The organism is Rhizobium sp. Rhizsp42 (assembly GCF_047304155.1).
Taxonomy (GTDB): domain Bacteria; phylum Pseudomonadota; class Alphaproteobacteria; order Rhizobiales; family Rhizobiaceae; genus Rhizobium.
Genome location: NZ_JBGLYS010000008.1, coordinates 71,083 through 84,708 on the forward strand (window position 1 = coordinate 71,083; position 13,626 = coordinate 84,708).

General features: G+C 62.9%; 15 protein-coding genes. 9 read left to right on the top strand and 6 right to left on the bottom strand.

Features of this window, described 5'->3' with window-relative positions; all coding sequences use genetic code 11:
- Positions 1 to 69 precede the first annotated feature (69 nt).
- The 3 genes from ACCD05_RS10465 to ACCD05_RS10475 form a co-directional block, all read right to left on the bottom strand.
- Positions 70 to 2,430 carry a methyl-accepting chemotaxis protein gene (locus tag ACCD05_RS10465; RefSeq protein WP_413392463.1) on the bottom strand — a complete coding sequence of 787 codons (2,361 nt, stop codon included), beginning with the start codon at positions 2,428 to 2,430 and terminating at the stop codon, positions 70 to 72.
- A 225-nt stretch (positions 2,431 to 2,655) separates the two neighbouring features.
- Entirely contained in the window at positions 2,656 to 3,555 is a 900-nt protein-coding gene (locus ACCD05_RS10470) for a ribokinase (protein ID WP_413392465.1), read from the bottom strand.
- Between the two features lie 50 nt (positions 3,556 to 3,605).
- Positions 3,606 to 4,829: a DNA recombination protein RmuC gene (locus tag ACCD05_RS10475; RefSeq protein WP_413392467.1), complete on the bottom strand. Its 1,224-nt coding sequence runs from the start codon at positions 4,827 to 4,829 to the stop codon at positions 3,606 to 3,608.
- A 195-nt stretch (positions 4,830 to 5,024) separates the two neighbouring features.
- Between ACCD05_RS10475 and ACCD05_RS10480 the strand changes: the two genes are divergently transcribed.
- The 9 genes from ACCD05_RS10480 to ACCD05_RS10520 all read left to right on the top strand — a co-directional run bounded on the left by ACCD05_RS10480 (position 5,025) and on the right by ACCD05_RS10520 (position 10,832).
- Positions 5,025 to 6,524 (top strand): methyl-accepting chemotaxis protein, encoded by a 1,500-nt coding sequence (locus ACCD05_RS10480; protein WP_413392469.1) that lies wholly within the window; start codon positions 5,025 to 5,027, stop codon positions 6,522 to 6,524.
- Between the two features lie 96 nt (positions 6,525 to 6,620).
- Complete coding sequence (gene def / locus ACCD05_RS10485; RefSeq protein ID WP_026282951.1) at positions 6,621 to 7,139, top strand: peptide deformylase; 519 nt, start codon at positions 6,621 to 6,623, stop codon at positions 7,137 to 7,139.
- Positions 7,140 to 7,205: 66 nt separating this feature from the next.
- Complete coding sequence (locus tag ACCD05_RS10490) at positions 7,206 to 7,493, top strand: FitA-like ribbon-helix-helix domain-containing protein (protein WP_413392471.1); 288 nt, start codon at positions 7,206 to 7,208, stop codon at positions 7,491 to 7,493.
- Positions 7,490 to 7,909, top strand: coding sequence for a type II toxin-antitoxin system VapC family toxin (locus tag ACCD05_RS10495; RefSeq protein ID WP_413392473.1), 420 nt, complete (start codon positions 7,490 to 7,492; stop codon positions 7,907 to 7,909). The genes ACCD05_RS10490 and ACCD05_RS10495 overlap by 4 nt, the downstream gene beginning before the upstream one ends.
- Before the next feature lie 40 nt (positions 7,910 to 7,949).
- The gene (gene fmt / locus ACCD05_RS10500; protein ID WP_413392475.1) at positions 7,950 to 8,885 is read left to right on the top strand and encodes a methionyl-tRNA formyltransferase; all 936 of its coding nucleotides are present in this window, start codon (positions 7,950 to 7,952) and stop codon (positions 8,883 to 8,885) included.
- Complete coding sequence (truA, locus tag ACCD05_RS10505; protein WP_413392477.1) at positions 8,885 to 9,691, top strand: tRNA pseudouridine(38-40) synthase TruA; 807 nt, start codon at positions 8,885 to 8,887, stop codon at positions 9,689 to 9,691. The genes fmt and truA overlap by 1 nt, the downstream gene beginning before the upstream one ends.
- A complete protein-coding gene (gene arsC, locus ACCD05_RS10510; protein ID WP_413392479.1) occupies positions 9,669 to 10,073 on the top strand; it encodes an arsenate reductase (glutaredoxin) in 405 nt (134 codons plus the stop codon). Before truA ends, arsC begins: the two co-directional genes overlap by 23 nt.
- Positions 10,074 to 10,150: 77 nt before the next feature.
- Positions 10,151 to 10,381: a DUF4160 domain-containing protein gene (locus ACCD05_RS10515; protein WP_047507527.1), complete on the top strand. Its 231-nt coding sequence runs from the start codon at positions 10,151 to 10,153 to the stop codon at positions 10,379 to 10,381.
- Positions 10,353 to 10,832: a DUF2442 domain-containing protein gene (locus ACCD05_RS10520; RefSeq protein ID WP_413392481.1), complete on the top strand. Its 480-nt coding sequence runs from the start codon at positions 10,353 to 10,355 to the stop codon at positions 10,830 to 10,832. The genes ACCD05_RS10515 and ACCD05_RS10520 overlap by 29 nt, the downstream gene beginning before the upstream one ends.
- Here the strand turns inward: ACCD05_RS10520 and ACCD05_RS10525 are convergent.
- The 3 genes from ACCD05_RS10525 to dapD form a co-directional block, all read right to left on the bottom strand.
- The gene (locus ACCD05_RS10525) at positions 10,829 to 11,425 is read right to left on the bottom strand and encodes a hypothetical protein (protein ID WP_112940998.1); all 597 of its coding nucleotides are present in this window, start codon (positions 11,423 to 11,425) and stop codon (positions 10,829 to 10,831) included. The genes ACCD05_RS10520 and ACCD05_RS10525 overlap by 4 nt on opposite strands.
- Positions 11,412 to 12,605, bottom strand: a complete 1,194-nt coding sequence (dapE, locus tag ACCD05_RS10530; protein WP_413392483.1) for a succinyl-diaminopimelate desuccinylase — start codon at positions 12,603 to 12,605, stop codon at positions 11,412 to 11,414. The genes ACCD05_RS10525 and dapE overlap by 14 nt, the downstream gene beginning before the upstream one ends.
- A 156-nt stretch (positions 12,606 to 12,761) precedes the next feature.
- Positions 12,762 to 13,622: a 2,3,4,5-tetrahydropyridine-2,6-dicarboxylate N-succinyltransferase gene (gene dapD, locus ACCD05_RS10535; RefSeq protein WP_413392485.1), complete on the bottom strand. Its 861-nt coding sequence runs from the start codon at positions 13,620 to 13,622 to the stop codon at positions 12,762 to 12,764.
- Positions 13,623 to 13,626: the final 4 nt, after the last annotated feature.

The window sequence follows — 13,626 nt, forward strand, 5'->3', positions numbered from 1 at the left end:
TTCAATTCAAATGAAAAGAGGCGCCGGATCGCTCCGGCGCCTCTTTTTGTTTCAGCTCAGCCGATCGGCTCAGAATTCTTCCCAATTGTCCTGCGCGACGGCTGCCGATCCGTGCGACTGCGCAACAGCGCGGCGCGGGGCAGGGGCGGCTGCCTGGCGGTAGCCCGGCTGCGACGACGGGCGATAGCTCGGTGCCGCCGGTGCCCGCATCTGCTGAGCGGTTGAGCGCAGCAATGCGCCATGGTTGGCGTTGCTGACGCGGAAGCGGGCGACGAGATGCTGCAGCGTCTGTGCCTCTTCGTTCAGCGTGACGCTTGCCGCGGTCGTCTCCTCGACCATCGCGGCATTCTGCTGCGTCACCTGGTCCATCTGGTTCATCGCTTGGCTGACTTCCTTGAGGCCGATCGCCTGCTCGCTGGCCGATGCCGAGATCTCGCGGATCAAGCCGTTGATGCGCATTACCTGCTCGGAGATGTTGTGCAGCGTATCGCCGGCGCGGCCGACGAGATCGACGCCTTCCTTGACCTGGACGGCCGAGGTGTTGATCAGCGTCTTGATCTCCTTGGCGGCGTTCGCCGAACGCTGGGCCAGTTCGCGCACTTCCTGGGCAACGACCGCGAAGCCCTTGCCGGCTTCACCGGCACGCGCGGCTTCGACACCGGCATTCAGCGCCAGAAGGTTGGTCTGGAACGCGATCTCGTCGATGACGCCGATGATGCGCGAGACCTCGGTGGAGGACTGTTCGATCCCGTGCATCGAGGCGATCGCCTTGCGCACGACATCGCCCGACTTCTCCGCATCCTCGCAGGCGTGGTTGACGTTGTCGGCAGCGGTGCGGGCATTGTCGGCGCTGGAGTTGACCTGCGCGGTCAGCTCGTTCAGGGCCGCTGCCGTCTCTTCGAGGCTCGCCGCCTGCTGTTCCGTGCGCTTGGCCAGATCAGACGCGCTGCCGCTGATCTCGCTGGTGCCGGAGCCGATGTTGACGACGCTGAGGTTCATCGTCGTGATGGTTTCTTCAAGGGCGGCCAGCGCCGCGTTGAAGTCCTGCTTCAGCTTGCCGTATTCACCCGGGAATTCATCGGTGATGCGGTGGCTCAGATTGCCCTGCGACAGTTCCGAAAGACCCGCGCCGACGATGGACACGATGTGGCGCTGCAGCGAAACCGACTGCTGGCGTTCGCTTTCCGAACGACCACGCTCGTCTTCCGCTTCCTGGCGCTGGCTCTTGGCTTCTGCTTCGAGACGGCGGCTGTCGGCGAGCGCATGGCGGAAGCCTTCGAGCGCCTTGGCAACCGAGCCCGTTTCGTCCGAGCGATCCTGGCCAGCGACCGGCTGCTCGTAGCGGCCTTCGCTCAGCATCTTGACGCTGGCGACGAGACCGCCGAGCGGCTTCTGCACGAAGGAGCGGACGGCGAAGTAGAGCGCCAGCATGACGGCTGCCAGAACGACGATGCCGGCCACGATCATCATGAAGGTCTGGTCCTGCACCGGCGCGTTGATCGCGCTATGCGGCACGTCGACGAGGATGACCCAGTTGGTGTTCACGTCGGGGAGCGCGAAGGGATAGACCACGCGGTCGAACTGCTCGCCGCCATCGATCGAGAGGTTCTTGACGACGGCAGGCGCAAGCGTCGAGAGGCCGGTCTTGACCGCATCGGCACCTTCACCCTCGTAGGGCTTCATCGCCAGATCCTTGGACGGCGCGACGATCCAGTTGCCGCCCTGCGAAAGCAGCGTCACGCGGCCGGTGCCGAAGGGGTGCAGTCCGCCGAGCTTGTCGGCGAGCGACTTCAGCGAAATATCGACGCCGCTGACGCCGATCATCTTGCCACCCGACATGACGGGATAGGCGATCGAGGTCATCGCGGTATTCTCGCCGGTGGTGGTTTCAGCGTAGGGCGACGAGATCGCGCCCTTCTTGCTGGCGGCTGCCAGGCTGTACCATTCGGCCTTGTAGTCCGATGCGAACACGGAGAAGGTGAAGCCACCATCCCGCTTCTTGGTCCAATAGGCGTTGAAGGCGCCTGTCTTGTCCGATCCGAGATCCGTGCGGCCGGCAAGCGATGGCGACTGGCCGTCGAATGCGTTCGGCTCTTCACCGAACCAGCTGCCGAAGGCGAACTGGTTGCGCTCGACATTGGCCTTCAGCATGTCGACGATCGCCTTGCGATCGAGATACTTGCCTTCGTGGCCGCGGCCGATGACGCCGGCCATGGAGCGCGCTGCACCCGCGAGTTCGCCGACCGAGGACGCGACTTCGTTGGCGATTGATTTCGCCTCGAGATTGGCTTGATCCATGGTCAGCGTTTCCACGCGATCACGGGTCTCGCCGATGAGGAAGAAATTGGAAATCAGGAGAACCAGCGCGATCGCGCTGCCGGTAATCACAATGAGTTTGGCCGCAAGCGATTTCATGCGAAAGATGAACATGCATTCCTCGGGGGGATCAAGGATGGGCCAGGCGAAGCATCCGCCGGCACAAGAAGCGAGGGCGGCTACATCATGGAGCCGCCGTGGCGAGTGCCGTATCCCCTTGGAGAAGGAGCCGGCGATCACGCGGAAGATCGCCGGAAACCTATTAAATTTAAGTGAAATGCGATGATGTTTCGATCCATCGCAAGTAAACGCATCGCCGATGTCGTCGGCGGATAACGCTTATAGTTTGTTTGCGACGTCTTCGCGCGAGGGAATGGAAGGCTGGGCGCCTGCCTTGAGGCATGCGAGCGAGCCGGCAACGGCTGCGCGACGCAGCGCCGGCTCGAAATCGAGCCCTTCATCGAGGCTGGCCGCGAAGTAACCGCAGAAGGTATCGCCCGCGCCGACCGTATCCACCGGCTCGATCTTCAACCCCTTCGCCCGCGATATCACGCCGTCGCGGATCGCGACCACGCCATCGCCGCCAAGCGTCACGATCAGCGTCTGCCCCGTCTCGGCGTTGAGGCGCTTCAGCGCGGCTTCGCGGTCTTCCGCGCTCATGTTTTCCTGCCCGGCCAGAAGCTCGAACTCGGTTTCATTGGCGATGACGATATCGGCCAGGCGCCCGAGGCGGGCGGCATCGTCGATCAGCGGCGCGAGATTGAGAACGGTGGTGACGCCCTTGGCCCGCGCGGCAGCCAGAGCCTGCTCGACGGCGGCAACCGGAATTTCCAGCTGCAGCATCAGCGTGTCGCCCTTGCTCATCGCGCCGACGGCCTGATCCGCATCCTGCGCGGTGACAGTACCGTTGGCGCCCGGCACAACGGCGATCATGTTTTCGCCGTCTCCGCCCACGAGGATGATCGCGGTTCCGGTCGGCTGGTCGGCGCGCTTGACGGACTGGAGATCCGTGCCGGCGTCCTTGAGGAGCGCCAGCGCCTCGTCCGAGAATCCATCGTGACCCACGGCGCCCGCCATGGTCACGCTGCGCCCGGCGCGACGTGCGGCCAGCGCCTGGTTGGCGCCCTTGCCGCCGGCGGCCGTCGAAAAGCCGTTGCCGGCCACCGTCTCGCCAGGCTTCGGAAGCCGTTGCGTCGTGGCGATGAGGTCCATGTTGATGGAGCCGAAAACGGTGATCATGCGAGGTGTCCTTCCCAGTGTTTTTGTCGGGCGCGACACTGCCGAAGCCATCACTCGTCGTCAACCACCCTCAGCTTGAGAAGTCCTGTTCTACTCTCCACGGATTTCGATGTAGGAGCACTTTCATCCGGAACGCGGCCTGCATCCGCACCCTCGAATTCCAGCGCCTCGATCTTGGCGCCGCGCTTGGTCAGCTTGTCGGCCGAGGTGACGATCATGTCGACATCCTTCTGCGCCATGGCGAAATGCCCCTGCAGCTTGCGCACGCGATCGTCGAGGCGGCCGAGATCATCCATCAGACTGGCGACTTCGCCCTGGATGACATGCGCCTGCGCCTGCATCCGCTGATCCTTCAAGACAGCCTGGATAACCTGGATCGACAACATCAGAAGCGAGGGTGAAACGATGACCACGCGGGCGCGATGCGCCTTCTGCACGATCGCCTCGAAATTCTCGTGAATTTCCGCGAAGATCGATTCCGACGGCACGAACAGAAACGCGGTATCCTGCGTCTCCCCCTGGATCAGATACTTCTCCGCGATATCGCGGATATGGGTCTCCATGTCGCGCCGAAACTGCTGCGATGCGGCCTTGGCGAGATCCGGCCCGCCGGCATCGCGAATGGCGTTCCATGCCTCCAGCGGAAACTTGGCGTCGATGACAAGCGGCGGCGCGCCATTGGGCATGCGGATGGTGCAATCCGGGCGTGAGCCGTTGCTCAGCGTCTGCTGGAAGGCGTAGGCGCCGATCGGCAGGCCATCGGCAACGATCGTCTCCATCCGCGATTGGCCGAAGGCGCCGCGCGTCTGCTTGTTGGACAGGATCGCCTGCAGCCCGACGACGTCCTTGGCGAGCGTCTGGATATTGTTCTGCGCCGCATCGATCACCGCCAGCCGCTCCTGCAGCCTCCTGAGGTTCTCATGCGTGGACTTGGTCTGCTCCGTAATCGTGGTGCTGACCCGCTGCGACATGCCATCCAGGCGCTGGCTGATCGCCTGGTTGAGCTCCGACTGGCGCGAGCCGAACACCTCGGCCATCGCCGCCATTCGTCCCTGCATTTCCGATTGGATCCGCAACAGCTCCATCATCCGCGCATCCGCCTCGGCGGCACGCTCCAGCGCCTCCTCGGCCTGCTCGCGCCGCGCCTGGCCGCCACGAACGAGCAAGGCGAGCATCAAGACGATGACGATAGCCAGTGCCGCGCCGGCAAGCGCGAGCGACATGGGGCTGAGACCGGAAAGGGTGGCGGAAAGCGAGTCGGTGCTTGTTGTCATGATTGCACCATAGCAAAGTCGCGTGGCATTTCCAGATCAAAACGTGAACATCGTAAATGGTCTTTCCGACGATGCGTGATGCGGCATTCGAGCGCTAGCTAACAAATAACCCGATAATTTAACGCTTAAGAAACTATATTAGGGAAAAGCTGCGCGAAAATTGCCCTTCATCAAATGAAAAAGCAGAAATATATTATGAGCAGCCAGCAGCCTGAGAACGGTCTTAAGCAACGCCTCGATTTCATCGAGCTGGATGACAGCGCACGCCAGTCGCTGCGCCAGATGCGCCCGGCGATTTCGGAGCTGCTGAGCGGCGCGCTCGAACGATTCTACGGGAAGCTGGCACGCACACCCTCGGTCGCGAGCTTTTTCTCCGACAAGTCGCATATGAATAGCGCCAAGACCCGGCAGGAAGCCCATTGGGCCAACCTCGCCGGCGGCAATTTCGACGAAGCCTACGTCAAGGGCGTGGTCGCGGTCGGCAAGACCCATGCGCGCATCGGCCTCGAGCCGCGCTGGTACATCGGCGGCTACGCGCTGTTGATGAGCGATCTGATCAAGGGGCTGATGGCCAAGGAATGGCCGTCGCGCTTCGGTCGCGGCCAGGGCAAGCTGCTCGGCGAAAAGCTCACGGCCGTCGTCAAGGCCGCGATGCTGGATATGGATTATTCGATCTCGGTCTATCTGGAAGCGCTCGAAGAAAAGCGGCTGAAGCTCGAAGAGGAACGCAAAAAGGCGGAAGCCGATCAGGCAATGGCGCTGAGCCATCTCCGTCGCGGTCTCGAAGCGCTGTCGCGCGGCGATCTCGAAGCCACCTTGCCGGCTGATCTGCCGGGCAACTTCAAGGATATGGGCGACGACTACAACCGCGCAGTGGCCGCCCTTCGCGCCTCCTTCGCATCCGTTCGCGCCACATCAGGCGAAATCCTGCGCGGCACCGATGTGATCGCCAAGGGCTCCGACGATCTGGCGCTGCGCACCGCCCAGCAGGCCGCCGGCGTCGAGGAAAGCTCGGCCGCCCTGCAGCAGCTCTCCGTCAGCGTCGGCCAGACGGCATCCAACGCCGAAAAGGCATCGGCAGCCGTGCGCGAAACGCAGCAGAAGGCCAAGAACTCCGGCGAGCTGGTCACCAGCGCCGTCTCCGCCATGGCCGGCATAGAAAAGTCGTCGAGCGAGATCACCAAGATCATCGGCGTCATCGACGATATTGCTTTCCAGACCAACCTTCTCGCGCTGAACGCCGGCGTTGAAGCGGCCCGCGCGGGCGAAGCCGGCAAGGGTTTCGCCGTCGTCGCCCAGGAAGTCCGCCAGCTGGCGCAGCGCTCGGCCGATGCCGCCAAGGAGATCAAGAAGCTGATCTCCGAGAGCTCCGCGCAGGTGAACCAGGGTGTCGACATCGTCAGCAGCACCGGCGAGTCGCTCAGCGACATGATCAACCGCATCGACAACATCAGCAGCTTCGTTGCCGATATTGCCGCCGCCGCGCGCGATCAGGCGACCGGCGTCAACGAGGTCAGCGTCGCCATCCGCAACATGGACACCATCACCCAGCAGAATTCGGGCATGGTGGAGCGTACCTCGTCGGAAACCCGGCGCCTGCGCAACGAGGTGGAAGGCTTGGTCGGCCTGCTCGAGCGCTTCCGTACCGACGGCGCCAGCCACTCCGGCTATCAGGCCTCGCGCCGCGCCGCCTGAGGCAAAAGCGTCGAAATTGCGAAGGCGGCGTAAAAAAGCGCCGCCTCCGGCTATCGGATAATTCCATCCCGCAAAAAGATGGGTTATGGGAACGCCATGACCATCAAGCCACTCATCATTCTTCCCGATCCGCTGCTCCGTCAGGTTTCCAAGCCGATCGAGCGCGTCGACAGCGATCTGCAGCGTCTCGCCGACGACATGCTGGAGACCATGTACGATGCCCCTGGCATCGGGCTGGCCGCCATCCAGATTGGCGTTGCCCGCCGCATGCTTGTCATCGACGTTGCGCGCGAAGGCGAGGAAAAACAGCCGCTCGTCTTCATCAATCCCGAAATCGTCTCGTCCTCCGACGAGCGCTCGGTCTATGAAGAGGGCTGCCTCTCCATCCCGGACTACTATGCCGAGGTCGAACGCCCGGCCACCGTCGGCGTCAAGTATCTCGACCGCGACGGCAAGGAGCAGACGATGGAGGCAGACAGCCTGCTCGCCACCTGCCTGCAGCACGAGATCGACCACCTGAACGGCGTCCTCTTCATCGACCACATTTCCCGCCTGAAGCGCGAGATGGTCATCAAGAAGTTCACCAAGGCCGCCAAGACCACCAAGGCGCTCTGAGCGATTGCTTGAAAACAGCGCCCGGCCCTTCTATGATATCATTGATATCAAATAGGAGGTGCCGATATGGGTGATCTTCTGATCCGCAATATCTCGGACGCGTTAAAGCGCGATATTTCCGCGCGCGCCGAGAAGAACGGGAATAGCCTTTCCGATGAGGCGAAGAACCTCCTGCAGAAGGCCATAATCGATGTCTCGGGCGCCGATACGCCGACGCGGTCGGCTCTAGATGTTTTTCGCGAGATATTTTCGCCGCTGACCGATGACGAGCGGGAAGAATTTGCGAAGATCATGGATGACATCGAGGCAGAGCGGAAGAAGGATTTTGGCCGGCCGCTCGAGGGCTTCGATTGATCGTTCTCGACACCAACGTAATTTCGGAAGTTATAAAGCCGGGATGCGATCCACGGGTGCTCGCGTGGACTGCCGTTCAGGCCGAAGATCGGCTGTATCTCTGTGATACGGTGCTGATGGAACAATCGTACGGAGCCGAGCGCGTTTGGCTCCGTGACAAATCCCGCCGCTACTATGACTCCCTCGACAGGCTGCTGGTCGCCTATAGCGGTAGGATACTTTCATGCGACCGCTCTGCGGCAATCGAAACAGGCAAACTCCTCGCCCGCCGCGAATCGGTCGGTCGGCCGATCTCGGTGCAGGAGGCCATGATCGCCTCAATCTGCCTCATCCACGGCGCCACGCTTGCGACGCGCAACACAAAAGACTTCGAAGGGCTTGATCTCAAGCTCGTAAACCCGTTTGAAGGCGGCTGATCTTCAAGATTGGCCTCGAGCCAGGAATTGGCGGCATAGAATGTCTCTTCGCATCATCTTCATGGGTACGCCCGACTTCTCCGTTCCGACACTGCGCGGGTTGGTCGACGCCGGTCACACGATCCTAGCGGTCTACACCCAGCCGCCGCGTCCGGGCGGCCGCCGGGGGCTTGATCTACAGAAGTCGCCGGTGCATCAGGCGGCCGAACTTCTGGGCCTGCCCGTCTTCACGCCCGTCAATTTCAAGGGCCCGGAAGAGCGCGAACGCTTCGCTGCCCACAAGGCAGATGTCGCCGTCGTCGTCGCCTACGGGCTGCTGCTGCCCGAAGCGATCCTCAACGGCACGCGCTATGGCTGCTACAACGGCCACGCCTCGCTGCTGCCACGCTGGCGCGGCGCAGCGCCAATCCAGCGCGCGATCATGGCCGGCGACGAGAAGACCGGCATGATGGTGATGAAGATGGACAAGGGGCTGGACACCGGCGCCGTCGCCATCACCAGCGAAGTGGCGATCGGCGAAAACATGACCGCCGGCGAGCTTCACGATCGTTTGATGCTCACGGGCGCCAAGGCGATGGCCGAGGCCATGGTCAAGCTCGAGATGGACGACCTGCCGCTGACGCCGCAACCTGAAGAGGGCGTGCTCTACGCATCGAAGATCGACAAGGCCGAGACGCGAATCGATTTCTCCCGCGATGCCGCCGACGTCCACAATCACATTCGCGGTCTGGCCCCGTTCCCGGGCGCCTGGTTCGAGCTCGAGATGTCTGGCAAGCCGGAGCGCGTCAAGGTGCTGGGCTCCGAGCGCGCCGAGGGATCGGGTGTTGCGGGAGAATTGCTGAGCGATGATCTCGTTGTTGCCTGCGGCACTGGCGCCGTGAGATTGACCAGGCTGCAGAAGGCCGGCGGCAAGCCGTTGGCGGCCGCCGACTTCCTGCGCGGCACGCCCCTTGCCAAGGGCACGAGGCTCGCCTGATGTTCCGCTACCGCATGATCGTCGAATATGACGGCTCGCAATATGTCGGCTGGCAGCGGCAGGAGAATGGCCCATCGGTACAGGGCGCCATCGAGAAGGCCATCCTGTCGGCGAGCGGCGAGGTCGTCTCCATCCGCGGCGCCGGCCGCACGGATTCCGGCGTCCATGCCATGGGCCAGGTCGTCCATGCCGATCTCTCCAGGGAGTGGTCGCCCTTCAAGCTGCAGAACGCGCTGAATGCACATCTGAGGCTAGCAGGCGAACGCGTCGCGATCCTCGATGTAGAGAACGCCAGCGAATTTTTCGATGCGCGCTTCTCGGCGCTGCGCCGGCATTACCTTTACCGCATCATCAGCCGCCGCGCCCCCCTGGCGCTGGAGGCTGGCAAGGCCTGGTTCGTGGCGAAGACGCTCGATCACGACGTCATGCACGCCGCCGCCCAGACGCTGGTCGGCAAGCACGATTTCACCACCTTCCGCTCCGCCCATTGCCAGGCCAACAGCCCGATCCGCACGCTCGATCGTCTGGATGTGACGCGATCAGGCGATCTCATCGAAATCCGCGCCACCGCCCAGAGCTTCCTGCACAACCAGATCCGCTCCTTCGCCGGCACGCTGAAGCTTGCGGGCGAGGGGCGCTGGACGCCGGATGATGTCCGCACGGCGCTGGAGGCGAGGGATCGCAAGGCCTGCGGTCCCGTCGCCCCGCCTGACGGTCTCTATTTCATGCAGGTCGATTATCCCGACGTGATCGTCGACCGCAGACAAGAAACGGAAACAACCGATGTCGACGACGATCTATCATAACCCCGCCTGCGGCACCTCGCGCAATGTGCTGGCCATGATCCGTCAGTCCGGCGAGGAACCCGTTGTCATCGAATATCTGAAGACCCCGCCAAGCCGCGAGACGCTGGTCGCGCTCATCGCCGAAATGGGCATCTCCGTCCGCGCGCTGCTTCGAGAGAAGGGCACGCCCTACCACGACCTCGGCCTCGCCGACCCTGATCTCGGCGACGAGCACCTCCTCGACGCCATGCTCGCCCACCCGATCCTCATCAACCGCCCCATCGTCCAGACCGCCAAGGGCACCCGCCTCTGCCGCCCGTCGGAAGTCGTTTTGGAGATACTGGAGAACCCCGGTATCGGCGTCTTTACGAAGGAAGACGGCGAGGTCGTCGGTAGTCGCTAGACCACGCAGTCAGCTTGAAATAGTGCGCCTGTTGCACTATTGTTGCGATCGTCAACAGAGATCGCAACAGGACAGCGATGCCGACCCTCGTGACGATCGGCAATATTAAGGTGCGGATGTTTGCGGATGATCACAATCCGCCGCATTTCCATGTGCTGACACCGGATTACGAGGCGCTGGTCAGGATCTCCGATTTCGCAGTGCTGCGTGGCTCGATCGATCGCCGCAGCTATGAGATCGCCGTGAAATGGGCGGCTGAAAACAGGGAGCGTCTGGAACATGAGTGGCAACGTCTCAACGCGCGATGACATCATTGTCGTCGGTGAACCGCTCCCGAGAATCGCAGCGGTTAAAGCGCTTGATGCGCGCAATGTCAGGATAGACTGGGCGTCGGGAGAAACGGTCGTGCTCGACCTCGCCCCCGCCTTGCAGAGCCGGCGCATCTACATTCCGCTGCGCGCAGACGACGCGCTTTTCCGCCGCGTGGCCGTCAACGAGGATGGTGATGGCATCGAATGGCCGGGCGAGGATCTGGAGTTTTCCGCCGTCTGGCTCGCCAGCCTTCCGCCGATCGAGTTTTCGAATGCGGATTTCCGGGCGGCGATGGATGAGCTCGGCAACAGCCTGGATGGGATGGCGGCGGCGTTACAGATTTCGAGGCGGCTGGTCGCGGACTATCGCAAGGACAAGCCGATCCCGCGCCACATCGCTTTCGCCACACGTTACATGCTCGAACACCGGCTCAAGCACGCGGTCTAAACCGGATAGATTCCCAAAAACCGCTGCATGAATTCCGACAGCATCAGCGCCGGCACGAAGAGCACCAGCGTCATCGCGCCGATCAAGAGCCCGTTGCCGTTGAAGATCATTCGCAAGATGCGGGCGATGGCGAAGACCTGGGCCAGCATGAAGGCAAGTAGCAGCAGCGAGACGATGCCGATCGTGCCGGGCAGGAAGAACACCAGCGCGAGCAGCAGACCGTTTATATAGGAGAGCGGCACGCCCAGCCAGTTGACGCTGACGACGACGGCTGAGAAGCGCTCGCCCTTCTTCATGGCGAGCAAGAGCAGCCCCGCCAGTACCAGCGGCACGAACCAGTTCGCCGCTTCGACCAGCCCCAGTCTGAAGTAGAAGACCAGGCCGACATCCGTGTGCGGCGGCATCGTGCGCAGGAAGGATTCGCGCCACCAGAGCCAGGAAATCCCCATCGGCGGCAGGCACCAGACGAAGGCCCAGAAGGAGCGGTTGACGCCGCGGTCCGACATGTCGAGAAACCGGAAGCCGGCCGGATCCATTCGGATCAGCAACCAGAGGCCGGCCAGATAATACTGGACTTCCCTAAATCCCGGCATTCTCGAACCAGCGCGCGATGAAGGTTTCATAGACGACCGTCAGCCGCTCGAGGTCATCCACGGCGACGCGTTCGTCGACCATGTGCATGGTCTGCCCGACGAGGCCGAACTCGACGACGGGGCAGTAATCCTTGATGAAGCGTGCATCCGACGTGCCGCCCGTGGTCGACAGCTTGGGCGACTGGCCGGTCACGCTTTCGATGGCCGAGGACAGCGAGGCGATCAGCGCGTTGTTACGGGTGAGGAAGACGTGGCTCGGGCGCTCCGCCCAGACGATATCGTATTTGAACGGCGCGCGGCCGGGCCGGAGCACGCCGTCGCTGGCGGCGGCGTCGAGGCGGCGGATGATCTCCTGCTGCAGCGTCTCGGCCGTCCAGGTGTCGTTGAAGCGAATGTTGAAGCTCGCCGTCGCCTTGGCCGGCACGACATTGGTCGCCGGGTTGCCGACGTCGACGGTCGTCACTTCGAGATTGGAAGGCTGGAAGTTCTCGGTGCCGGCATCGAAGGGTGGGTGCATCAGCGCCTGCGTCAGCTGCAGGATACCGCGCACGGCGTTGTCTGCCAGATGCGGGTAGGCGGCATGGCCCTGCACGCCATGGGCGGTGATCTTGCCCGACAGCGAACCTCGGCGGCCGATCTTGATCATCTCGCCCAGCGTGTTCGGGTTGGTCGGTTCGCCGACAAGGCAGGCGTCCCAGCGTTCGCCGCGCTCGGCGGCCCATTGCAGAAGCTTGATCGTGCCGTTGACGGCGGGGCCTTCCTCGTCGCCGGTGATCAGGAACGAGACCGAACCCTTCGGCGCGCCATGCTTTTCGATATGGCGGGCGATGGCGGCCACGAAGCAGGCGACGCCTCCCTTCATGTCGACAGCACCGCGACCGAACAATTCGCCATTCGCGATCTCGGCGGCAAAGGGTGGATGCGTCCACGCGCCTTCGTCGCCGACAGGCACGACATCGGTATGGCCGGCAAACATCAGGTGCGGGCCGTCATTGCCGAGCCGGGCGTAGAGGTTCTCGATATCGGGCGTGCCGGGCTCCGTCGCCTTCACCTTGTCCACCGCAAAGCCGAGCGGCAACAGCATCGCTTCCAACGCCGAAAGCGCGCCGCCCTCGGCGGGCGTAACGGATGGGCAGCGGATCAGGGTCTGGAGATTGGCAACGGGATCGGTAGCGGTCATGACAGTGGAACTATCCGGCGGTAATGGCAAAGAAAAGGCAAGGGAGAGTTGCATCAGGCGAAATGCGCCGTTCGCTTACGGCAGCCTGATATCGGGCAGGAAATGTCCGATGCCGCGCACGAATTCTGTCACGCGCGGCACCGGATAGAAGCAGAATTAGTCGCGCAGCAGTTCGTTGATGCCGGTCTTCGAGCGGGTCTTTTCATCGACCGTCTTGACGATCACGGCGCAGTAGAGGTGCGGCGCGGCAAGACCGTTCGGCATGGTGGCGTTGCCCGATGGCATGGAGCCGGCGACGACGACCGAGTAAGGCGGTACTTCGCCGTAGAAGACTTCGCCGGTGGCGCGGTTGACGATCTTGGTCGACTTGCCGATGTAGACGCCCATGCCGAGAACCGAGCCCTCGCGGACGATGCAGCCTTCGACGACTTCCGAGCGGGCGCCGATGAAGCAATTGTCTTCGATGATGGTCGGACCGGCCTGCATCGGCTCGAGCACGCCGCCGATGCCGACGCCGCCCGAGAGATGCACGTGCTTGCCGATCTGCGCGCAGGAGCCGACGGTGGCCCAGGTATCGACCATCGTGCCCTCGTCGACAAAGGCGCCGAGGTTGACGAAGGACGGCATCAGCACGACGTTCTTGCCGATATGGGCCGAGCGGCGCACGACGCAGTTCGGCACGGCGCGGAAGCCGGCGGCGCGATACTCGTTCTCACCCCAGTTCTCGAACTTCGACGGCACCTTGTCCCACCAGGTCGAGTTGCCCGAGCCGCCCTTGACGACTTCCATGTCGTTCAGGCGGAAGGAGAGGAGAACGGCCTTCTTCAGCCACTGGTTCACCTTCCACGCGCCATCGGCGCCGCGTTCGGCAACGCGCACCTTGCCACCGTCGAGAAGCTCGAGCGCGGTTACGACCGCGTCGCGTACTTCGCCCTTGGTCGAGGTGTTGACGCTGTCGCGGTTGTCGAAGGCGGCTTCGAGTGTCTTTTCGAGGGCGGAGAGGTCGGTGGCGCTCATGAGA

Excerpts from the sequence above, each read along its gene's own strand:
- ACCD05_RS10465 (WP_413392463.1), bottom strand. The coding sequence starts at position 2,430 with ATGTTCATCTTTCGCATGAAATCGCTTGCGGCCAAACTCATTGTGATT.
- ACCD05_RS10470 (WP_413392465.1), bottom strand. The coding sequence starts at position 3,555 with ATGATCACCGTTTTCGGCTCCATCAACATGGACCTCATCGCCACGACG.
- ACCD05_RS10475 (WP_413392467.1), bottom strand. The coding sequence starts at position 4,829 with ATGACAACAAGCACCGACTCGCTTTCCGCCACCCTTTCCGGTCTCAGC.
- ACCD05_RS10480 (WP_413392469.1), top strand. The coding sequence starts at position 5,025 with ATGAGCAGCCAGCAGCCTGAGAACGGTCTTAAGCAACGCCTCGATTTC.
- def (WP_026282951.1), top strand. The coding sequence starts at position 6,621 with ATGACCATCAAGCCACTCATCATTCTTCCCGATCCGCTGCTCCGTCAG.
- ACCD05_RS10490 (WP_413392471.1), top strand. The coding sequence starts at position 7,206 with ATGGGTGATCTTCTGATCCGCAATATCTCGGACGCGTTAAAGCGCGAT.
- fmt (WP_413392475.1), top strand. The coding sequence starts at position 7,950 with ATGTCTCTTCGCATCATCTTCATGGGTACGCCCGACTTCTCCGTTCCG.
- truA (WP_413392477.1), top strand. The coding sequence starts at position 8,885 with ATGTTCCGCTACCGCATGATCGTCGAATATGACGGCTCGCAATATGTC.
- arsC (WP_413392479.1), top strand. The coding sequence starts at position 9,669 with ATGTCGACGACGATCTATCATAACCCCGCCTGCGGCACCTCGCGCAAT.
- ACCD05_RS10515 (WP_047507527.1), top strand. The coding sequence starts at position 10,151 with ATGCCGACCCTCGTGACGATCGGCAATATTAAGGTGCGGATGTTTGCG.
- ACCD05_RS10520 (WP_413392481.1), top strand. The coding sequence starts at position 10,353 with ATGAGTGGCAACGTCTCAACGCGCGATGACATCATTGTCGTCGGTGAA.
- ACCD05_RS10525 (WP_112940998.1), bottom strand. The coding sequence starts at position 11,425 with ATGCCGGGATTTAGGGAAGTCCAGTATTATCTGGCCGGCCTCTGGTTG.
- dapE (WP_413392483.1), bottom strand. The coding sequence starts at position 12,605 with ATGACCGCTACCGATCCCGTTGCCAATCTCCAGACCCTGATCCGCTGC.
- dapD (WP_413392485.1), bottom strand. The coding sequence starts at position 13,622 with ATGAGCGCCACCGACCTCTCCGCCCTCGAAAAGACACTCGAAGCCGCC.